Raw genomic sequence first — 20,894 nt, forward strand, 5'->3', positions numbered from 1 at the left:
GAACGTCCCGATGGGCGCACGTCAGCACCCGTCAACACCCGTCAGCGCTCCCGTCAGCGTTCGTCGCGCCAGGAACGCCAGAGCGCGGCGTACGGTCCACCGGCCGCCACCAGCTCGGGGTGCGGCCCGTACTCGCTGATCCGGCCCTGCTCGACCACCGCGATCACATCGGCGTCGTGCGCGGTGTGCAGCCGGTGGGCGATCGCCACCACGGTACGGCCGGCCAGCACCCGGGAGAGCGAGCGCTCCAGGTGGCGGGCGGCGCGCGGGTCGAGCAGCGAGGTCGCCTCGTCCAGCACCAGGGTGTGCGGGTCGGCGAGCACCAGCCGGGCCAGCGCCAATTGCTGCGCCTGGGCCGGGGTGAGCGCGGCGCCGCCGGAGCCGACCTCGGTGTCCAACCCCTCGGGCAGCGCGTCCGCCCACTCCGCCGCGTCCACCGCGGTCAGCGCGGCGCGCAGCTCGGTGTCGTCGGCGTCGGCGCGGGCGAGCCGCAGGTTGTCGCGGAGCGTGCCGACGAAGACGTGGTGCTCCTGGTTGACCAGCGCCACCTCGGCGCGCACCCGCTCGGCGGGCATCCGGGCCAGCGGCGCGCCGCCCAGGGTGACCCGGCCGCGGCCGGGGGCGTAGATGCCGGCCAGCAGCCGCCCCAGCGTGGACTTGCCGGCACCCGAGGGCCCGACCAGGGCGACCCGGCTGCCGGGCGCCACGTCCAGGGTGATCCCGTGCAGCACGTCCGCGCCCTCGCGGTAGCCGAACCGGACGTCCACCGCCTCCACCCGGCGGCCCTCCGGCCGCAGCGCGTCGTCGGTCTCCGGATCGGTGACCTCGCGGACGCCGACCAGCCGCGCCAGCGAGGCCTGGCCGATCTGCAGCTCGTCGTACCAGCGCAGGATCATCGACACCGGGTGCACCAGCGCCTGCGCGTACAGCACCCCGGCGGTGAGCCGGCCGACGTCCACCCAGCCGCGGAAGGCGAACAGGCCGCCGATCAGCAGGGTGCCGAGCACCGCCAGTGCGTACGTCGAGTCGACGGTCGGGAACCAGACGCTGCGCAGCCACAGCGTGTACCGCTCCCAGTCGGTCCATTCCCGGATCTTCCGGTCGGTCAACGCCACCCGCTCGTCGCCGAGCCGCAGCGCCTCCACCGTGCGCCCGGCGTCCACCGTCTCGGCGAGCACGGTGTTGACCGCGGCGTAGCCGGCCGACTCGCTGCGGTACGACTGCGGGGCGCGCCGGAAGTACCAGCGGGAGGTGGCCAGCAGCAGCGGCAGGCCGATCAGGGCGGTGAGCGCCAGCAGCGGCGAGGTGATCACCAACGCGCCGAGGACCAGCACCACCGAGACCATCGCGACGGCGAGTTCGGGCACCGCCTCGCGGACCGACTTGGCCAGCCGGTCGATGTCGGTGGTGCCGCGGGAGACCAGGTCGCCGGTGCCGGCCCGCTCGAGCACGCCGGGCGGCAGCGCGACCGAGCGGACCAGGAAGTCCTCCCGCAGGTCGGCCAGCACCTCCTCGCCGAGCACGCCGCCGCGCAGCCGGGACAGTCCGGTGAAGGCCGCCTGGACGGAAAGCGCCGCCAGGTACCAGGCCACCGCCGAGCCGATCCGGCCCTGCGCCGTCCCGGCCGCCAGCGACTCCACCAGCGAGCCGAGTACGGCGGGCCCGACCAGCCCGGCCAGCGTGGCCACCGTGTGCAGGCCCACCACGGTGGCGAACCCGCCGCGATGCCGCCGGGCCAGCAGCCGCCCGTACGCCCGCACCGCGGGCGAGGAGGCGACCGGCAGCATGGTGGCCGGGCCCTGCTCCTTGATCAGCGGGGGCTTCATCGCACTTCCTCCGAACGGACGCGGGCGGGAGCGGGGGTGATTGCAGGGTCGGGGCCGGTCCCGGTCTCGGTCTCGTCCCGGGTGACCACCGCGCGGTAGCGCGGCTCGGCCGCCATCAGCGAGCGGTGGGTACCGGTGGCCGCCACCCGGCCGTCCTGCACCAGCAGCACCGCGTCCGCCTGGTCGAGCAGCAGCGGGCTGGTGGCGAGGACGACGGTCGTCCGGTCCGCGCGGAGCTTGCGCAGACCGGCGGCGATCCGGGATTCGGTGTGGGCGTCGACCGCGCTGGTCGGCTCGTCCAGCACCAGCACCGGCGGGTCGGCGACCAGCGAGCGGGCGAGCGCGAGCCGCTGGCGCTGGCCGCCGGAGAGCGAGCGGCCGCGTTCGGTGATCCGGGCCCGCATCGGGTCTCCCCCGCATTCGGGCGAGCCGTCGACCAGGGCCTCCAGCACGTCCTCGGCGCGGGCGGCGGCCAGCGCGTCGGCGGGCTCGATCCGCGCCGAGCGGGGTACGTCGAGCAGGTCGGCGAGGGTGCCGGAGAGCAGCACCGGTTCCTTGTCGTGCACCAGCACGGCCGCGCGGGCGTCGGCGAGGACGACCTCGTCCAGCGGGACGCCGCCGAGCCGGACCGAGGGCTCGGGGGCCTCGCCCTCGGCCAGCGCGGGCTGTCCGCCGAGCCGGGCGGCGAGCGCACCGGCCGCGTCCGGATCGCCGCAGACCACGGCGGTCAGCCGGCCGGCCCGGGCGGTCAGCCCGGTGACCGGGTCGTGCAAGTCCGAGCGCTCGGGGTGGTGCAGGGTCGGCGGCACGCCGGCGGGCGCGGCCGAGCGGGCGAGCGCCAGCACCCGGACGGCGCGGGCGGCGGAGACCCGGGCGACGCTCCAGGCGTGCGCCGCCTCGCCGAGGATCCGCAGCGGTGCGGCGAGGAAGGCGGTCGCGCCGTACACCGCGACCAGTTCGCCGACGCCGATCCGGCCGTCGGCGGCCAGCTCGGCGCCGTACCAGGTGACGCCGACCACGAACAGGCCGGGCAGCAGCACCTCCTGTGCCTGCATCAGCGCCCAGGTGCGCGCCGTGCGCACGGCGGCGCCCCGGACCTGCTGGGAGGCGGCGCGGTAGCGCTGGAGGAAGAGCTCCTCGCCGCCGATGCCGCGCAGCACCCGCAGGCCGGCCACGGTGTCGGCGGCCAGCGCGGTGGCCTTGCCGCCGAGGGCGCGCTGGGCGCTGTACCGCCGCTCGAACGGGCCGAGCAGCGGCCAGACGGCGGCCGCCAGCACCGGGACCCCGAGCAGCACGACCAGCCCGAGCAGCGGACGGCGGACCAGCACCACCGCGCTGACGCCCAACCAGACCAGGACGGCGGCGCGGACCCGGGCGACCAGTTCGACGTACCAGCCGATCTTCTCCACGTCTCCGCTGGAGACGGCGACGATCTCGCCGGTGGCGATCCGGTGGGAGAGCCCGGCGCCCAGGTGCGAGGCCTGCCGGGCGACCAGCTGGCGGACGGTGGAGACGGCGCGGATCCAGTTCCACACCGCGCGGCGGTGCAGCAGGACGGTGGCCGCGGACTGGCCGGCCGACAGCAGCGCCACCAGGACGCCGGCCTGCCGGAGCGCGCCGCCGTCGTGGTCGACCACGGCCTGCACGCCGCGGCCGATCGCCAGCGGCAGCGCGGCCAGGCAGCCCATCTCCAGCACTCCCCACAGGGTGGCGAGCAGCTGGCCGCGGCGCTGGCGGCGCTGCAGCCAGCGCAGGAAGCCGAGCGGGGAGGAGAGGTCGGGACGGCCGGGGTCGGCCACCGGGAGGGATTCGAGCGGGAGCGGATTGAGCCGGTGCAGGAGGTGCGGAAGCATGGCGCTCCGTTGCGCGTGGGACGGGTGGTGGGCGAGGGAGGGATCGGGCGCGGCCCGGACACGGGCGCTGGTGGCACGGCATGGTCAGCACGTCATGGCGTGGAGGTTGACCGCCGCGGTGTGACGTACGCAACAGGTTTTCGGGCCCGACCGCGGTATCAAGCCGCGCACGCCCGCCGGAGTCACTCCATCCGGCGAATTGCCCCGGTGTCGGGAATAGCTCAGGAGCCGTCCGGGTTGCGCCCTGACGGAACCATCGGACGACCTGAAGGGCACCCCTTCTCGTGACCAGCATGCCCAGCGTGACCCTCAACAACGGCGCGGCGATCCCGCAGCTCGGATTCGGTGTCTGGCAGGTGCCGGACGCGGAGGCGGCGCCGGCGGTGCGCGCCGCCATCGAGGCCGGCTACCGCTCGATCGACACGGCCGCGATCTACGAGAACGAGGTCGGCACCGGCCAGGCGATCGCGGCGGCCGGAGTGGCCCGCGAGGAGCTGTTCGTCACCACCAAGCTGTGGAACTCGGGCACCCGCGACTGGTCCGGCCAGCAGGGCCGCGACGCGGTCCGCCGGGCCTTCGACGAGTCCCTGGAGCGGCTCGGCCTGGAGTACCTGGACCTCTATCTGATCCACTGGCCGCGCCCGATGCACGGCAGCTTCCTCAACATCTGGCAGACCTTCGAGCAGCTGCTGGAGGACGGCCGGGTCAAGTCGGTCGGCGTCTCCAACTTCGGCCCGCAGCAGCTGGAGGTGCTGCTGAAGGAGAGCTCGGTGGTGCCGGTGCTCAACCAGGTGGAGCTGCACCCGCACTTCCCGCAGCACGAGCTGCGCGCCTTCCACGCCGAGCACGGCATCGCCACCGAGGCGTGGAGCCCGCTCGGCCAGGGCAAGGGCCTGCTGACCGAGCCCGAGCTGGTGAAGATCGCCGAGAAGCACGGCCGCACGGTCGCCCAGGTGGTGCTGCGCTGGCACCTGCAGAGCGGCGTGATCGCCATCCCGAAGTCGGTCACCCCCTCCCGGATCCGGGAGAACTTCGCGGTCGCCGACTTCGAGCTGGACGCGGACGACATGGCGGCGATCGCCACCGTGGAGACCGGCGAGCGCCTGGGCCCGGACCCGCAGGGGTTCGACTGGAGCTGATCCGGCTCCGCGCGGGGCCGGTCGGCGGGACCGGCCGGCTCCGCGAACGGCCTCGGGGCCGCCACCCCGCACGGGTGACGGCCCCGAGGCCTGGTGCCGCACAATGCCTGTGCCGCACCAGGCGAATCGTTACAGCGTTATTTTTCGCGGGCCCCTACAGCCTCGCGGTCTTGGCGAGCAGCGACATCGCAGGCTCGTGCTCGTCCGGGTCCAGCGGCGCGAGCAGCAGCTCCTGGACCTCGCGCACGCCTGCGGCGGAGCGGTGGAGCAGCTCCTGACCGGCCGGCGAGAGCGAGAGCAGGTTGCGCCGCCCGTCCGAGGGGTCGCGCCGACGCAGCACCAGGCTGCGGCGGACCAGGCGGGAGACCATTTCGGCCATCGTCGCCTTGTCCAGCGAGGCCAGCTCACCGACCGTGCGCTGGTCGGCGCCCGGCTCGGTCTCCAGTGCGTCGAGCACCGCGTACTGCGGTGCGGTCAGCTCGGCGCCGACCTTCTCCGACCAGAGCTTGGTGTGCACCTGCTGCGCCACCCGGATCAGGTAGCCGATGGCCCGCTGGGCGTCCAGCGTCGGCCGGGCGTCGTTCATGACGGCCACGGCGGCAGGCTCGAGCCGGGCTATCTTCGACATCACCCGGACAATTTCCAGCTGCTCGTCCGGGCTCAGCGGCTCGAACAGCGTCCGCTGAACGCGGACCACGCCGCCAGTCGCCTCGCGAACGGCCTGCGCGCCGCTCTGCGAGAGGGCCAGCAGCTTGCGCCGGCCGTCGGCCGGATCGCGGCGCCGCAGCACGAGGCCGCGACGCACCAGGCGAGCGACCATTTCGGCCATCGTCGCCTTGTCGAGCGAAGCCCGCTCGCCGACCGTGCGCTGGTCGGCTCCGGGCTCCAGGGCCAGTACCAACAGCACCGCGAACTGCGGAGCCGTGAGCTCGGTACCGACGTATTCGGACCACAAGCGGGTGTGAACCTGCTGGGCCACGCGGATGAGGTGCCCGGGCGACTGCTGCAGTCGGCCGGGCACGCGGGTCGTCGGGATCTCCCCCAGCACCATGAAATCCGTCCCGGTGTCACGCCCGGTGTGTGTGGGACACCCGAGCGGGGCAGTAACGGCGAGTGAGCATCCCGCTATGAGGGAGGACGCGTCAGCCGTGCAGCCGGTGGCTGCTGGCGCACACTATACAAACGGTCGGCCTGTGCTGGCAGGCAGGGGCCAATAGTAGACGCATGTTCGGCAAAGTTGGCATATTTCCGCCGAGTGTCGCGTCCGCGTCGAGGTGACGTTCACCCTCCCGGTCGCGCCCGTTCCTCACCCTCTGTCACCTGCGGAGCTGTCCTCTGGCCCGGAAGGCTACCCGCCGGTAGGGTGGCCGCCGCAACGCGCTGTGCACCATCCGTCGGACGGGCCGCCGGCAGCGCGCCGGCTCGCCCGTCACCCCAGTGAGAGAGACGAGTACGAGCATGACCGAGCAGAGCAGCAGCACCCGGGTCGCGATCGTCACCGGTGGGGCCCGCGGCATCGGCGCCGCCACCGCGAAGCGGCTGGCCGCGGACGGGTACGCGGTCGCCGTGGTCGACCTGGAGGAGTCGGCCGGCAAGGACACCGTGGACGCGATCGTCGCGGCGGGCGGCCGGGCACTGGCCGTCGGCGCGGACGTCTCCGACGCCGAGCAGGTGCAGGCCGCGGTGGACCGGATCGCCACCGAGCTGGGCGCGCCGGTGGTCCTGGTCAACAACGCGGGCGTACTGCGCGACAACCTGTTGTTCAAGATGTCCGAGTCGGACTGGGACACCGTGATGAACGTGCACCTCAAGGGCGCGTTCCTGATGACCCGCGCGGTGCAGAAGCACATGGTGGACGCCGGCTTCGGCCGGATCGTCAGCCTGTCCTCCTCCTCCGCCCAGGGCAACCGCGGCCAGGCCAACTACTCCGCGGCCAAGGCCGGCCTGCAGGGCTTCACCAAGACCCTGGCGATCGAGCTCGGCAAGTTCGGCATCACCGCCAACGCCGTCGCCCCCGGCTTCATCGCCACCGACATGACCGCCGCCACCGCGGCCCGGGTGGGCATGGAGTTCGAGGCGTTCAAGCAGGCCGCCGCCACCGCCATCCCGGTCAACCGGGTCGGCACCCCCGAGGACGTCGCCCACACCATCTCCTTCTTCGCCAGCGAGGGCGCCGGCTTCGTCTCCGGTCAGGTCGTGTACGTCGCGGGCGGCCCGCTCGACTGAACCGCGGTCGGCGGTTCGCATCGCGCAAAGGGCACCCGGAGGTCCACACTCGATGTGCAGAGGCCTGCCGCCCCGCGCGGGCGGCGGGTCATCGGACCGGCGGGGCCGGCGCGGCCCCTCCGGTGCTCCCACCACGGAGGCGTTGATGACCGAATCCCTGGACAGCGAGTCCATGCCGACCCCGGACCACCTGCTGCACACGGGTGCCGAGCACCCGGTCGACCCGGTGGACCTGGTGATGGCCTCCGGCCGCACCCCCACTCCCGAACTCATCGAGAAGGCCCGCCGCGACCTCGAAATGTACGGCGCGAAGGCCGTGGAGCGGCTGCTCCCCTGACCTCGGCGTCCTCCGCCCACCGGGGGCGGCCAATTCCGTGACGTACGTCACGCGAAACGAATTGGTCGCCCCTTTCGTGTCCGCACCACCCGTACCGCAATGGGAGAAACCGCTCGGAAACGGCGCCCGGAGGCACCGTCGGCGCACGATTCCTGACGACTGCTCCGCTATCCGGACACTCCTGACCTGCTCATTTGTGAAGGCCCTGGTCCGCATGTCACCAGCCGGTGACAGATCGCGCGAATCAGCCGGACGCGTCCGACCCAGCCGGTAATGTCGACGCCGTGCCAGCCGAGACCCAATCCGCCGAGATCCGGATAACAGACCAGAAGAGAGCAGGTTCGCTCGAATCCGGTCTTCCACCGATCAGTCGGCGGCACTCGGTCCTCTTCGTCGTCACCGGGCTGGCCTACCTCGCGGTGGTCCTCGGCATCCTCTGCGACACCGCCCTGGTCGACCTCGACTGGTGGCTCCAGCAGCTGCGCCCGTACTACCGCTGGCCCGAGCTGCAGCCGTACCTGGACATCTGGGTGGTCGCGGGCCAGCGCGGTCCCACCGCGATCGCGGCCAGCCTCTGGCTGGGCTGGCGCTCCTACCGGCTGCGCTCGGCCCGTCCGCTGCTGGTGATGGGTATGGCCCTGCTGCTGCTCAACGTCACCGTCGGCGGTGTCAAGATCGTCACCGGTCGGCTCGGGCCGCACTACGCCCACTACGTCGGCTCACCCGAGCTGTTCTCCGGCGGCACCATCTTCCCGTCCGGGCACACCGCCAACGCGGTGGTCACCTGGGGCGTGCTGGCCTACCTCGCCGCGACCTGGCGACGGACCGGCGCGGTGCTGGCCGGGCTGACCGCCGCCTCGATCGGGCTGACCACGGTCTACCTCGGCACGCACTGGATCTCGGACGTCTTCGCCGGCTGGGCCGCCGGCCTGCTGGTGCTGCTCGCCCTGCCGCTCGCCGAGCCCGCGCTGGCCGCGGCCGACGCCAGGCTCACCGCGATCTGGCAGCGGACCGAACCCGCCGCACGGCCGGTCCGGCTGCGCCCGGTCCCGATCAAGGTGCCCGCGCCCCGCCCGTCCTCGCCCCGCCCGTCCGTTCCCCTCCAGCCGGTTCCCGTGCAGGCCGTGCCGGTCCAGGCGATGGCCCAGCCCGTGGCGACTCAGCCGGTCCAGGCCCGCTCGACCACGCCGTCCCGCACGGTGAGGTTGAGCCGGTCCGAGCGGTACTCCATGGTGAGCAGCGCGCCGGGCTCCAGCTCCCGGACCGTCCGCCAGCCCCGGTCGGCCGCCAGCGTGCGGGCCACCTCCACGGGCAGCCCGCGGTAGTCCGCCACCTCGTCGTCCATCGGATCGCCCCCTTGCCGCGGGTCCTACGCTGAAAGAGTAGACCCGCCACGCGGGAGGCGATCCTGATGCGCCCGGCCAGAACCCCTCGCACCTGGCGCAGCGGCACCGAGCCGGCCACCGCCAGGAGCGACCTGAAGCTCCGCTTCCTGCTGTCCGTCCTGTTCACGCCCCTGTTCGCGCTGGCCACCATCGGCTTCGCGGTGTGGGCGGCCGATCCCCCTGCCTCGGGTGTGCCGGGACAGAAGACCCTGGTCGCCTTCGCCCTCGGCTGCTTCGCGCTGTCGCTGTTCGCGCTGGTCGATCTCTGGGTGGTGGTCCGCCGCCGGCGCACCGAGCGGTGAGTCGGACACACCGAGCGGTCGGGTGACAGCGGTCAGGCGACCACGCCGCCGTCGACCGCGATGCCGGCGCCGGTGATGTAGCGGCCGCCGTCCCCGACCAGGTGGGCGACGGTGTCGGCGACCTCGGCCGGATCGCCGTAGCGGCCGAGCGCGGTCAGCGCACGCTGGGCGTCGGCATCGGGCCCGTCGGCCGGGTTCATGTCGGTGTCGGTCGGACCGGGGTTCACCAGGTTGACGGTGATGCCGCGGCCGCCGGCCTCGCGGGCCAGCGCCCTGGTCAGGCCGGACAGCGCGCTCTTGCTGGCGCTGTAGAGCACCGCGCCCGGCGACGGCGACCGCTCGGCGAGGCAGCTGCCGATGGTGACGATCCGGCCGCCGGGGGCGAGGTGGGCGAGGGCCGCCTGGCAGGCGACCAGCACACCGCGCACGTTGACGTCCAGCACCTGGTCGATCTGCGGATCCGTCAGCTCCTCCAGCGGGCCGAGCGCCGCGACGCCCGCGCTGTTGACCAGGATGTCGAGGCGGCCGAACGCGGCGACCGTCCCCGCGACGGCGGCCCGGACGGCCGCCGGGTCGGCGCTGTCGGCGGCCACCGCCAGGGCGCGCCGGCCGAGCGCCTTCACCGCGTCCACCACCTCCGCGGCGAGTGCCGCGTTCTGTCGGTAGGTGAGCGCCACGTCGGCGCCGTCCGCGGCCAGGCGCAGCGCCACCGCCGCGCCGATTCCCCTGCTGCCGCCGGTCACCAGCGCCACCTTGCCGTCCAGTGTCATGGTCGAGCCCTTCCGTCGCGTGTGGATCGCCGAATACCGATCGCCGAGCACCGATCGCCGAGTACCGATCGCCCCGTTCCCGTCGGGCCGGCGTTCCCGGTCCGTTCCGATCCTGCTCGGGGCGGCGCTCCGGGTCCGGCGGCATTCGGACGTGGCGTTCGGCTCTCGACGGCGCCAGCGGGGACATGACATCGTGTCGGCCATGCGTCTCCGTACCCTCGCCCTCGCCGCCGTCCCCCTCACCGCGATGCTCGCGCTCACCGCGTGCTCGAGCTCGTCGACCGGCGGCTCCGCGGCCTCCCCCGCCGCCTCGACCACCGCCGGCGCGGCCACGCCCGGCCAGGACGCCGCCTCGCCGGCGGATTCGGCCGCCGCTTCCGCGCCCGCGTCCAAGGCCGCCCCGCCGGCCGACGCCGGCCTGCCGCCCAAGCCGGACGCCGCCACCACCGCGAAGCTGATCGCCGCGCTGGACGCGGTCGACAAGGACATCGTCGGCGGCAAGCCGGACCAGGCGGTCGAGAACGCCCGCAAGCAGTGCCAGGACATCTACAACACGCCCAAGGACCGCGCCAAGCTGGTCAGCCAGATCAATCAGCGCTTCACCTCGCCGAGCCACCCGAACGGCTTCGGCCCGGACACCGCCGAGAAGATCCTGATCGCCCTGCAGACCACCATCTGCCCCCGGCAGTAGCGGCGGGCGGAGTGACCGCCGGTCAGCCGGCCAGCCGCGCGGCGACGATCCGGGCGCAGGCGGCGGGACCGGCCGCCGCGGTGTCGACCTCCAGGTCGTAGGCGACGCCGCGGTGGACGGCGACCGACTGGGCGGCGGCCATGCCGGGGGTACGGTCCCCGCGGGCCGCCTCCCGGGCGGCGGCGGTCCGGGCGTCGCAGCGGACGCCCACCCAGAGCACCGGGAGTCCGGCCAGCGCGGTGCGCCAGCGCTCCTGCGAGGCCGGGCCGCCGAGGAAGACCTCGTCGACGACGATCCTGGCGCCGGCCCGGGCCATCGCGGCGACGCCCCGGCTCCAGGCCACGTCCAGTTGCCGGAAGGTGTCGCCGACGGCGACCGCGCCGTCGGCGGCAAAGCCGATGCCGTCGCCGCCGTCGCGCAGTGCGGGCGGCAGCGCGTCGACCAGGGTGTCGGTGCCGAGCGTCAGCCAGGGCTCGGGCAGCAGCTCCTGCAGGGCCCTCGCCAGGCTCGACTTGCCCGAGCTGGAGCCGCCGTTGAGCACGATCACCTGTACGGTCACCCGCGCCACTCTACGATCCGGGCCCACGAGTTCCGCCGGCGGGCGGCCCGGTCAGTGGTCAGTGGTCAGTGGTCAGTGCGAGCCGACCGCCCCCTTGACCAGGGTCTTGCCGAAGTCCCACATCAGGCCGCTGCCCTTGTGCGCCTCGTCCATGATCTCGGTGAAGGCGTCGACGAACCGGTCGACCTCCTTCTCGGTGATGATCAGCGGCGGGATCAGCTTGATCACCTCCAGGTGGTCGCCGGAGACCTGGGTGAGGATCCGGTGGCGCTGCAGCAGCGGCACCACCACCATCTGCGCGAACAAGCCCTTGCGGGCGGCCTGGAGCGCCGTCCACCCGGTGCGCAGTTTCAGCGACTTGGGTCGGCCGAACTCGATGCCGATCATCAGTCCGCGCCCGCGCACCTCGGCCAGCATCTCGTACCGGTCGACCAGCGCGGCCAGCCGCTCGCGGAACAGGTCGCCGACCCGGCGGGCGTTGTCCACCACCCCGTCCTGCTCCATCACATGGAGGGTGGCCAGCCCGGCAGCCATCGCCTGGGCGTTGGAGCCGAAGCTGGCGGAGTGCACCAGCACCCGGTCCATTGAGGAGTACACCTTCTCGAAGATCCAGGACTTGCCGAGGGTGGCGCCGACCGGCACGTAGCCGCCGGAGAGCGCCTTGGCCGCGCAGACCAGGTCCGGGACCAGTCCGGGCTCGTGCTGGTAGGCGAAGAAGTCGCCGGTGCGGCCGATACCGGTCTGCACCTCGTCGCAGATCAGCAGCGCCTTGTGCTCGTGCAGCAGAGCCTGGGCCGCGCCGAGCCAGCCGTCCGGGGCGGCGTTCACGCCCTTGCCCTGGATCGGTTCGACGATCAGCGCGGCGACGTCGCCCTTCCTCAGCTCCCGTTTGAGCGCGCCGAGGTCGCCGAGCGGGATGGCGGTGTCGGGGATCAGCGGCCCGAAGCCCTTGCGGAAGCCGTCCTCGCCGTTGACCGAGAGCGAGCCGATGGTGAGCCCGTGGAAGGCGTGGTCGCAGTAGAGGACGCGCTTCTTCCCGCTCGCGCAGCGGGCGAACTTCAGCGCGGTCTCCACGGCCTCGGTGCCGCTGTTGCCGAAGAACACCCGCTCCAGGCCGGGGGCGTGGGAGAGCAGCCGCTCGGCGAGCAGGCCGGGCAGCGGCGGGCACTCGAAGCGGGTGAGGTCGGGCAGGTCGAGGTCCATCACCTGCTTGACCGCCTCGCGGACCACCGGGTGGTGGCGGCCGAGTCCGAAGATGCCGAATCCGGCCAGCATGTCGAGGTACTCGTTGCCCTCGGCGTCGTAGAAGTACGGCCCCTCGGCGCGCTCGTAGTACTTGTCGAACCCGATGGTGTGCAGCATCCGGGGCAGCTGCGGGTTGAGGTACTTGGCGTGCAGCTCGTACCGTTCGGCGCCGCGCTGGGCGAGCAGCGCGGCGAGGTCGAAGGCGTCCGACATGGTGCTGGTTCGCTCCTCGGGTGCGGCGGGATCGGTCATGTCCGGGGCACCCGGGGCCGGTACTCCTGGGCGCTGCCGCGGGTGCCCGGCAGCAGCCTGCGGGCGAACGCGCCGGTCTGGGCGGCGACGCCGGTGCCGGTGAGTCCGATCTCCTCGAGGATCTCGCCGCGCGAGGCGTGGGCGAGGAACTCCTGCGGGACGCCGAGGTCGCGCAGCGGTACGTCCACGCCGGCGTCGCGCATGGCCTGGGCCAGGGCGGCGCCGACGCCGCCGGCGCGGCCGTTGTCCTCGACCGTGACCACCAGCCGGTGGTCGGCGGCGAGCCGGACCAGGGCGGGATCGACCGGCTTGACCCAGCGCGGGTCGACCACGGTGGCGGTGAAGCCGTCGGCGGCCAGCAGGGCGGCGGCGTCCAGGCAGGCGGGGGCCATCGCGCCGACGGCGACCAGCAGGACGTCGGGTGCGGGGCCGGTGCGCTGCAGGACGTCGACGCCGCCGATCCGCTCGATGGCGGGTACGGCGGGGCCGAGGCTGCCCTTGGGGAAGCGCAGTACGGTCGGGGCGTCGTCCACCGCGACGGCCTCGCGCAGCTGTTCGCGCAGCTGGTCGGCGTCGCGCGGGGCGGCCAGCCGCAGCCCGGGGACGACCTGCAGGATCGACAGGTCCCACATGCCGTTGTGCGAGGCGCCGTCGTTGCCGGTGACGCCGGCCCGGTCGAGCACGAAGGTGACGCCGAGCCGGTGCAGGGCGACGTCCATCAGGACCTGGTCGAAGGCCCGGTTGAGGAAGGTCGCGTAGACCGCGACGACCGGGTGCAGGCCGCCGGTGGCCAGGCCCGCCGCGCTGGCCACCGCGTGCTGCTCGGCGATGCCCACGTCGTAGGTGCGGTCCGGGTGGGCGGCGGCGAACTCGGCGAGTCCGACCGGTTGGAGCATCGCCGCGGTGACCGCCACCAGCTCCGGCCGCTCGGCGCCGAGGGCGAGCATCTCGCTGCCGAAGACGGAGGTCCAGGACACCCCCGCCGAGGGCGAGATGGGCAGGCAGGTGTAGGGGTCGATCGGGTTGACGGCGTGGAAGCGGTCGGCCTCGTCCTGCTCGGCGGGGCGGTAGCCGCGGCCCTTGACGGTCAGGCAGTGCACGATCACCGGGCCGCCGAAGTGCCGGGCCTGGCGCAGCGCCTGCTCCACGGCGCCGATGTCGTGGCCGTCGATCGGGCCGAGGTACTTCAGCCCGAGGTCCTCGAACATGCCCTGCGGGGCGAAGGCGTCCTTGAAGCCCTTCTTGGCGCCGTGCAGCGCGTCGAACAGCGGCTGGCCGACCACCGGGGTGCGCTGCAGCGCGTCCTTGCCCCAGGCCAGGAAGCGCTCGTAGCCGCGGGTGGTGCGCAGGGTGGCCAGGTGGTGGGCGAGTCCGCCGACGGTCCGCGCGTACGAGCGCTGGTTGTCGTTGACCACGATGACCAGCGGCCGGTCCTGGGCCTCGGCGATGTTGTTGAGCGCCTCCCAGGCCATGCCGCCGGTGAGCGCGCCGTCGCCGACCACGGCGACGGTGCAGCGGTCGCTGCCGAGCAGCTGGTTGGCCTTGGCGATGCCGTCGGCGTAGCCGAGGGCGGTGGAGGCGTGCGAGTTCTCGATCAGGTCGTGGTCGGACTCGGCGCGCGAGGGGTAGCCGGAGATGCCGTCCTTGGCTCGCAGCCGGGAGAAGTCCTGCCGCCCGGTGAGCAGTTTGTGTACGTACGCCTGGTGGCCGGTGTCCCAGAGGATCCGGTCGTGCGGGGAGTCGAAGACCCGGTGCAGGGCGATGGTGAGTTCGACGACCCCGAGGTTGGGGCCGAGGTGTCCACCGGTGCGGGTGACCGCGTCGATCAGGAAGTCGCGGATCTCGTCGGCGAGCAGGGGCAGTTGCTCGGTGTGCAGGCGTCTGAGGTCCGCGGGCCCCTTGATCTCGGTCAGCAGTGACATGGCTTCACCTCGCGGCTCTTTTCCGGAGCGATGACTGTCGGTGTCCAGCCTGCGGCCACCCGGGCCGCCCCGCCTGTCGGGTCCGGGCCACCGCCACGCGGCCCGGACCATCGGCGTTTCTAGTTGACCTTCCCCGCGGCCAGGGTCTCGCGGGCCGCGCGCAGGGACTCCTTCAGCGAGCCCATGGTGGCCAGCACGGCGGTCGGTTCGTACCCGCAGTGGGCCATGCAGTTGTCGCAGCGCGGGTCCCGGCCGCGGCCGTACTTGGACCAGTCGGTCTTCTCGATCAGCTCCCGGTAGGTGGGGACGTAGCTGTCCGCCATCAGGTAGCAGGGGCGCTGCCAGCCGAACAGCGAGTAGTTGGGGATGCCCCACGCGGTGCACTCGAAGTCGACCTTCCCTTCCAGGAAGTCGAGGAAGAGCGGGCTGTGGTTGAGCCGCCAGCGCCGCCGGTTGCCGCCGGCGAACGCCTTGCGGAACAGCTCCCGGGTCTGCTCGACGCCCAGGAAGTGGTCCTGGTCGGGGGCCTTCTCGTAGGCGTAGGCCGGGGAGATCATCATCTCGTCGACCTTGAGCTCGTCGTTGAGGTAGTCCAGCACCTCGATGACGGTCTGCGGGGTGTCGGTGTTGAAGAAGGTCGAGTTGGTGGTGACCCGGAAGCCGCGCCGCTTGGCCTCCTTGATCGCCTCGACCGCCTCGTCGAAGGTCCCCTCCTTGGCCACCGAGGCGTCGTGCCGCTCGCGCAGTCCGTCGATGTGCACCGCGAAGGTGAAATACGGCGAAGGGGTGAACTTCTCGAGCTTCTTGCGCATCAGCAGGGCGTTGGTGCAGAGGAAGACGTACTTGCGCCGCTCGACCAGCTGCCGGACGATCTCGTCGATCTGCGGGTGCATCAGCGGCTCGCCGCCGGCGATGGAGACCATCGGCGCGCCGCACTCCAGCACCGCGCCGACCGCCTGCGCGACCGGCATCCGCTGCTTGAGCACCCCGGCCGGGTGCTGGATCTTGCCGCACCCCTCGCAGGCCAGGTTGCAGGCGTACAGCGGCTCCAGTTCGACGATCAGCGGGAACTTGTCCTTGCGCTTGAGCTTCTGCTGCATGAGGTACGTGCTGACGCGGATGGTCTGGCGCAGCGGCATGGCCATGGCTAGCTCGCCTCCTGGGGGAGCGTCGAGGACGGGGAGAGAGGTTCCAGGGGAGTGGCGGCGACCTGGCGGTGCCACTCGGTGAGGGCGGGCACGGTGGCGCGCAGCGCCCGCCAGGCGCGCACGCCGGCCGGCAGGGTGCCGGGGCGGATCAGCTCCCGCTCGGGGGTGTCGACGACGATCCGCAGCACCGCGGCGGGCAGGTCGGGGCACAGCTCGGCGCGGGCGGCCAGGACGCCGGCGGCCTCCATGTCGACGGCCAGCGCTCCGGTGGCGTGCAGGGCCCGCCGCTCGGCGCCGCGGACCACATGGTCGGCGGTGTGGTGCAGGCCGGTGTGGGCGGTCAGGCCGCGGGTCTGGAGCGCCTTGACCAGCGGCGGGGCCAGGTCGAGCGGGAAGGACCCGCCGTCCGGGTCGCGCACCCCGTCGGCCACGATCACGTCGCCGGCCCGGGTGCCGGGCCCGACCGAGGCGCCGAAGCCGGCCACCACCAGCGCCCCGTACCCGCCGCTCGCCAGCAGCGCGCCGACGGTGCGCCGGGCCCGACGGCGGCCCATGCCGGTGCGGGCCAGCACCGGGGGCCCGTCCGGCGCGTCGGACCAGTCGCCGCCGCGCAGCGCCCACACCTCGGCCCGCAGTGCGCAGACCACCAGCAGGGGGAGGGTCATGCGGCACCCCCGCCGAGCGGCTCGTCGCGGACGTAGCGGCCGAGCGCGGTGACCGGGAAGACCAGCCGGTAGAGGTGGTAGTTGATGGAGAAGTCCCAGGGGAATCCGGTGCCGGTGAACTGCGGCTCGTCCCAGGTGCCGTCCGGCCGCTGGGCCCCAACCAGCCACTGGACGCCCCGCTCGACCGCGGCGGACTCGCGTTCGCCGGCCGACAGCAGGGCCATCAGCGCCCAGGCGGTCTGCGAGGCGGTGGACTCGCCGCGCCCGGACCAGGCGTCCGGGTCGCGGTAGGAGCGCAGGTCCTCGCCCCAGCCGCCGTCCTCGTTCTGCCGCATCCCCAGCCAGCGCACGGCCCGGCGCACCGCCGGGTGGTCGACGGCGATGCCGGCCGCGACCAGCGCGGGCAGCACCGACATGGTGCCGTAGATGTAGTTGGTGCCCCAGCGGCCGAACCAGGAACCGTCGGCCTCCTGGTTGCGCAGCAGCCAGCTGATGCCGCGCCGGCAGCGGGGGTCGTGGGCGAGGCCGACCGCGGCGAGCATCTCGACCATGTGCGCGGTGACGTCCGCCGAGGGCGGGTCGATCACCTCGCCGAAGTCGCAGAACGGCAGCTTGTTGGGGAGCGGGCTGGTGTTGTCGGCGTCGAAGGCGCCCCAGGCGCCGTTGCGGGACTGCATGCCGAGGGTCCACTCGACCGCGCGCCGCATCGCGCCGTCGACCTTCTCGGGTTCGGGGTGGGCGACGCGGTGCAGGGCGAGCACCACCTCGGCGGTGTCGTCGACGTCGGGGTAGGTGTCGTTCTGGAACTCGAAGGCCCAGCCGCCGGGGGCGAGCTGCGGCCGCTTGACCGCCCAGTCGCCGCGGGTGGTGATCTCCTCGGCGAGCATCCAGTCGGTGGCCCGCACCAGGGCGGGGTGGTCGCCGGGCAGGCCGGCGTCGCGCAGCGCGATGGTGGCCAGGCAGGTGTCCCAGACCGGGGACTGGCAGGCCTCCATCCAGCGGCGGCCGTCCTCGGTGTGCACGGTGAAGCCGTCGAAGGAGGCGATCCCGGCCTTCATCACCGGGTGGTCGAGGGAGTAGCCGAGCAGGCTGAGCGAGATCAGCGAGTAGACGGCGGGCGGCTGGATGCCGCCCCAGCAGCCGTCGGACTCCTGGCGCTCGATGATCCAGCGGGCGGCCTGCTGCATGGCGAGGCGGCGCAGCGGGCGCAGCGCGTACCGGTGGTAGTGGTGCATCAGCCGGTCGAGGCGCTGGAAGAGGCCGTCCCAGCTGGCGGCGGGGGCCAGCGGGCGGGTGGGGAAAGGATTCGCCGGGTCGGTGTGCAGTTCGGTGAGGTCGAACGGGGCCGGGCGGACCGGCCGGTGGGCCGAGACCACGGTCAGCGGGACGATGGTCTGCCGGGCCCACTGGGCGAAGGAGTAGAGGTTCAGCGGTGCCCAGCGGGGCAGGAAGATCAGTTCGGGTGGCAGTTCGGGGAGCTGTTCCCAGGGCCACCAGCCGAACAGGGCGAGCCAGATCCGGGTGAAGACCCGGGCGGCCGCGATCCCGCCGGCGCCGCGGACGTACGCGGCGGCGGCGGCCATGTGCGGCGCCCCGGGGTCCTCGCCGGCCAGCTTCAGCGCGACGTAGGCCTCCACGGTGGTGGAGAGTTCGGGCGGCCCGCCGTGGAAGGTGGCCCAGGTGCCGTCGTCACGCTGCTGGGAGCGGATCCAGGCCGCGGTGGCCCGGGTCTGCTCCTCGGTGCGGATGCCGAGGAACTGGCGCAGTAAAAGGTCCTCGGCGTCCATGGTGACGTTGGTCTCCAGGTCGCCCTTCCACCAGCCGTCGGCGTGCTGAAGGGACAGCAGATGGGCGGTGGCGCGGCTGAGCGCCGCCCCAGGTGAGGAATCGTCAGGTTGTCGTACTGCAACTGAGGCTTTGGGGTCGATCCGGCCGCCTGCTGTTGCTGTCACCTTCACGTCACCTCTCTCGTACCACCACGAATTCGGCGAGTGCGACGAAGTGCTCCCGCACCACGTCGGCCATGGGAACCTCGTCCAGAGCGGCGAGGGCGGTCTCGTACTGGCGGCGGGCCTCCTCCTGCGTCCAGGCCCGGCCGCCGGCGTCCTCGATCAGCGCGGCGCGGGCGGCGAGCTGCTGCTCGCTCTCCTCGCCCCGGCCGGTCGGGTCGGCCAGCTGCTCCGCCAGCTTGCGGGAGGCGGCGCCGCCCTCGGCCAACGCCGCGCAGACCGGCAGCGACTTCTTGCGCGACTGCAGGTCGCTCCAGTGCGGCTTGCCGGTGACCTCGGTGGCTCCCCAGATGCCGAGCAGGTCGTCGACCGCCTGGAAGGCCAGGCCCAGGTGGTGGCCGTAGCGCTGCAGCGCGTCCGAGACCCGGTCGTCGGCCCCGGCCAGCACCGCGCCGATCGCCGCCGAGGCGGCCAGCAGGGCGCCGGTCTTGCCGCCCTCCATGGTCAGGCACTCCTCGACGGTGACCACGTCGCGCTGCTCGAAGGAGACGTCCAGCGCCTGCCCGTCGATCAGCTTGCGGGTGGCGGTGGTGATCAGCCGGACGGCGCGGGCGGCGTCGGCGGGGTCGGCCCCGCCGGTCACGGCGGCGTCCAGCAGCACCTCGGTGCCCAGCGTGGCGAGCGCGTCGCCGGCCAGGATCGCCTGGGCCGGCCCGAAGACCGTCCACGCCGTGGCCCGGTGCCGTCGGGTCTCGTCACCGTCCATCAGGTCATCATGGAGGAGGGAGAAGTTGTGCACCAGTTCAACCGATACCCCACCGGGTACTCCCACCTCGGCGGATGCACCCACGGCCTCGGCCGACAGCAGGGCCAGCGCGGGCCGGACGGCCTTGCCGCCGTCGCCCGCCGCGGGCTTGCCGTCCCGGTCGATCCAGCCGAAGTGGTACGCCGCGACGGTGTCCATCGGTGCGGCCAAACGGGCGACGGCCTGCCGCATCGACGGGGTGCACATGGTCCGTCCGCGGGCCAGCAGGTCCAGCACGGTCGTCGTGTCCTTGACCGGGGAGCCGGTACGAGCCTCCACGTTCGTTCCCTCTCGGTGCGTGGCGCCGGCCGCCGCGGTGGGTCGGCCGGATGCGAAGTCAGTGGTTGAAGGGCGCGCCGTCATCGGGGCCACCTTCCGTCGCCGCGGTCGACCGGCAGCCGTCCGGCTCCGGCCAGCGCGGCGTCGGCCGCGGCATGGCCGCTGCGCACCGCGCTCTCCATCGTCGCGGGCCATCCGGTGGCCGTCCACGAACCGGCCAGCAGCACGCCGGGGATCCGGGTCCGGGCGGCCGGGCGCAGCGCGGCGGTGCCGGGTGCGGGGTCGAAGGTGGCGGTGCGCTCGCGGGTGACGAAGAAGTCCAGCACCTCGGCGCCGCGGGCCGCGGGCAGCAGCCGCTCCAGCTCCGGCAGGTAGCGTGCCCGCAGCTCGGCCACCGGCAGGTCGATCTCGTCCTCGGCCGCGGACTGCGACAGCGCCAGGTACTGGGCCCCGGGCACGGCCAGGCCGGAATGGGCCGTCCGGTCGAAGACCCACTGGACCGGCGAGCCCAGCGCGGCGAAGAACGGGCGGCGCAGCAGCTTGCGGTCGTAGACCACGTGGACGTTGAGGATCGGGGCGGTGCCCAGCTCGGCGAGCCGCTCCTGGCCCTCGATCGCACCGGGCGGCAGCAGGTCCGCCGCCGCGTCCTGGGCCCCGGCCAGCACCACGGTGTCGGCGGTGAGCAGCTCGCCGCTCTCCAGCCGTACGGCGTGCTGGTCGGCGGGCTTCAGCTCGGCGGCCCTGGCCCGCAACAGCACCCGGACCCCGGCCCGCTCCAGCTCGGCGCGGGCCCGGTCGTGGTGGATCTCGCCGAGCGGCACCCGGGCGGTGCCGATGTCGGAGGCGCCCGGGTCGGAGAGCAGGCCGGTCTTGAAGACCATCGCGGCCAGCGCCAGCGAGGTGCGGTCGGCGGTGGCGTTCAGGGTGGCCACGCCGACCAGGTCCCAGAGGGCGGCCAGGGTGGCCGGGGTCTGGCCCTGTCGTCGCAGCCAGTCACCGAAGGAGACCTCGTCCAGCGCCGGGTCGGCCAGGTCGAGGCGGCGCAGCGCGAGCGCCGCCCGGACCACCCGCAGCCGGTCGGCCGGGCCGAGGTGCGGGTAGGTCGCCAGGCTGGCGGCCAGGTGCAGCGGGACGGGCAGCTCGGCGCGGCGCAGCCGGCCCAGCGTGCGGGAGCCGTCGGCTCCGAGGCCGAGCACCGGCACGTCCAGCCGGGGCTGGAGGTCCACCAGGTGGCCCGCGCCCAGCCGGTCGACCAGGCCGCGGTAGGCGGTGCAACAGCGCAGGTAGACGTGCTGGCCGTTGTCGACGGTCAGCTCGCCGCGCCGGAAGGAGAAGGCCAGGCCGCCGAGCCGGGGCCGGCCCTCGACCAGGGTGACCCGCCGGCCGGCCTCGGCGAGGCGCAGCGCGGCGGTGATCCCGGCCAGGCCGCCGCCGACCACCACGGCGGTGGGCTGGGCGTCGTGCACCCGTGCGGTCATCTGCCCCTCCCCGTGCCGTGGTGCCGGTCCGGGCGGAACGCCGCCGGTGTCACCAGTGGATCT

18 protein-coding genes and 1 pseudogene are annotated in these 20,894 nt (G+C 73.5%); 6 read left to right on the plus strand and 13 right to left on the minus strand.

Annotation, left to right across the window (positions count from 1 at the left end; genetic code table 11):
- Positions 1-53 precede the first annotated feature (53 nt).
- Positions 54-1,826, minus strand: a complete 1,773-nt coding sequence (locus FHR36_RS27465; RefSeq protein WP_253801341.1) for an ABC transporter ATP-binding protein — start codon at positions 1,824-1,826, stop codon at positions 54-56.
- The gene (locus tag FHR36_RS27470) at positions 1,823-3,679 is read right to left on the minus strand and encodes an ABC transporter transmembrane domain-containing protein (protein WP_253801343.1); all 1,857 of its coding nucleotides are present in this window, start codon (positions 3,677-3,679) and stop codon (positions 1,823-1,825) included. The genes FHR36_RS27465 and FHR36_RS27470 overlap by 4 nt, the downstream gene beginning before the upstream one ends.
- A gap of 284 nt (positions 3,680-3,963) precedes the next feature.
- On the opposite strand from FHR36_RS27470, the gene FHR36_RS27475 reads away from it, so the two are divergent.
- Entirely contained in the window at positions 3,964-4,818 is an 855-nt protein-coding gene (locus FHR36_RS27475) for an aldo/keto reductase (protein WP_308199648.1), read from the plus strand.
- A 154-nt stretch (positions 4,819-4,972) separates the two neighbouring features.
- Here FHR36_RS27475 and FHR36_RS27480 read toward each other — a convergent pair whose 3' ends face one another.
- Positions 4,973-5,773: a MarR family winged helix-turn-helix transcriptional regulator gene (locus tag FHR36_RS27480; protein WP_253801347.1), complete on the minus strand. Its 801-nt coding sequence runs from the start codon at positions 5,771-5,773 to the stop codon at positions 4,973-4,975.
- A 503-nt stretch (positions 5,774-6,276) separates the two neighbouring features.
- On the opposite strand from FHR36_RS27480, the gene fabG reads away from it, so the two are divergent.
- From fabG to FHR36_RS40065, 3 genes and pseudogenes are all read left to right on the plus strand, one after another.
- A complete protein-coding gene (gene fabG / locus FHR36_RS27485; protein WP_253801349.1) occupies positions 6,277-7,044 on the plus strand; it encodes a 3-oxoacyl-ACP reductase FabG in 768 nt (255 codons plus the stop codon).
- A 145-nt stretch (positions 7,045-7,189) separates the two neighbouring features.
- Positions 7,190-7,381: a hypothetical protein gene (locus FHR36_RS27490; RefSeq protein ID WP_253801351.1), complete on the plus strand. Its 192-nt coding sequence runs from the start codon at positions 7,190-7,192 to the stop codon at positions 7,379-7,381.
- Positions 7,382-8,013: 632 nt separating this feature from the next.
- A pseudogene (locus tag FHR36_RS40065) lies at positions 8,014-8,274 on the plus strand (phosphatase PAP2 family protein); the annotation flags it as partial.
- A gap of 266 nt (positions 8,275-8,540) precedes the next feature.
- Here the strand turns inward: FHR36_RS40065 and FHR36_RS27500 are convergent.
- Positions 8,541-8,726, minus strand: coding sequence for an I78 family peptidase inhibitor (locus FHR36_RS27500; protein WP_253801353.1), 186 nt, complete (start codon positions 8,724-8,726; stop codon positions 8,541-8,543).
- Between the two features lie 66 nt (positions 8,727-8,792).
- On the opposite strand from FHR36_RS27500, the gene FHR36_RS27505 reads away from it, so the two are divergent.
- Positions 8,793-9,068, plus strand: coding sequence for a DUF6343 family protein (locus FHR36_RS27505; protein WP_253801355.1), 276 nt, complete (start codon positions 8,793-8,795; stop codon positions 9,066-9,068).
- A gap of 32 nt (positions 9,069-9,100) precedes the next feature.
- Here FHR36_RS27505 and FHR36_RS27510 read toward each other — a convergent pair whose 3' ends face one another.
- Entirely contained in the window at positions 9,101-9,838 is a 738-nt protein-coding gene (locus FHR36_RS27510) for a 3-oxoacyl-ACP reductase family protein (RefSeq protein WP_253801357.1), read from the minus strand.
- A gap of 202 nt (positions 9,839-10,040) precedes the next feature.
- On the opposite strand from FHR36_RS27510, the gene FHR36_RS27515 reads away from it, so the two are divergent.
- On the plus strand, positions 10,041-10,529 hold the full coding sequence (locus FHR36_RS27515; protein ID WP_253801359.1) for a hypothetical protein: 489 nt from the start codon (positions 10,041-10,043) through the stop codon (positions 10,527-10,529).
- Positions 10,530-10,551: 22 nt separating this feature from the next.
- On the opposite strand, the gene cpt is transcribed toward FHR36_RS27515, so the two are convergent.
- The 8 genes from cpt to hpnE form a co-directional block, all read right to left on the minus strand.
- On the minus strand, positions 10,552-11,088 hold the full coding sequence (gene cpt / locus FHR36_RS27520; RefSeq protein ID WP_253801361.1) for a chloramphenicol phosphotransferase CPT: 537 nt from the start codon (positions 11,086-11,088) through the stop codon (positions 10,552-10,554).
- 72 nt (positions 11,089-11,160) lie between these two features.
- Positions 11,161-12,585: an aspartate aminotransferase family protein gene (locus FHR36_RS27525; protein ID WP_253801363.1), complete on the minus strand. Its 1,425-nt coding sequence runs from the start codon at positions 12,583-12,585 to the stop codon at positions 11,161-11,163.
- Entirely contained in the window at positions 12,582-14,507 is a 1,926-nt protein-coding gene (gene dxs, locus FHR36_RS27530) for a 1-deoxy-D-xylulose-5-phosphate synthase (RefSeq protein WP_253801365.1), read from the minus strand. The genes FHR36_RS27525 and dxs overlap by 4 nt, the downstream gene beginning before the upstream one ends.
- Positions 14,508-14,626: 119 nt before the next feature.
- Entirely contained in the window at positions 14,627-15,652 is a 1,026-nt protein-coding gene (gene hpnH, locus FHR36_RS27535; protein WP_253801367.1) for an adenosyl-hopene transferase HpnH, read from the minus strand.
- A 2-nt stretch (positions 15,653-15,654) separates the two neighbouring features.
- A complete protein-coding gene (locus FHR36_RS27540) occupies positions 15,655-16,320 on the minus strand; it encodes a phosphorylase family protein (protein WP_253801369.1) in 666 nt (221 codons plus the stop codon).
- Complete coding sequence (gene shc, locus FHR36_RS27545; RefSeq protein WP_253801371.1) at positions 16,317-18,272, minus strand: squalene--hopene cyclase; 1,956 nt, start codon at positions 18,270-18,272, stop codon at positions 16,317-16,319. Before shc ends, FHR36_RS27540 begins: the two co-directional genes overlap by 4 nt.
- 7 nt (positions 18,273-18,279) lie before the next feature.
- On the minus strand, positions 18,280-19,437 hold the full coding sequence (locus tag FHR36_RS27550; RefSeq protein WP_380231635.1) for a polyprenyl synthetase family protein: 1,158 nt from the start codon (positions 19,435-19,437) through the stop codon (positions 18,280-18,282).
- Complete coding sequence (hpnE, locus tag FHR36_RS27555; RefSeq protein ID WP_253801373.1) at positions 19,434-20,831, minus strand: hydroxysqualene dehydroxylase HpnE; 1,398 nt, start codon at positions 20,829-20,831, stop codon at positions 19,434-19,436. The genes FHR36_RS27550 and hpnE overlap by 4 nt, the downstream gene beginning before the upstream one ends.
- Positions 20,832-20,894 lie beyond the last annotated feature (63 nt).

The organism is Kitasatospora cinereorecta (genome assembly GCF_024172095.1).
In the GTDB taxonomy this organism is placed as follows: Bacteria; Actinomycetota; Actinomycetes; order Streptomycetales; family Streptomycetaceae; genus Kitasatospora; species Kitasatospora cinereorecta.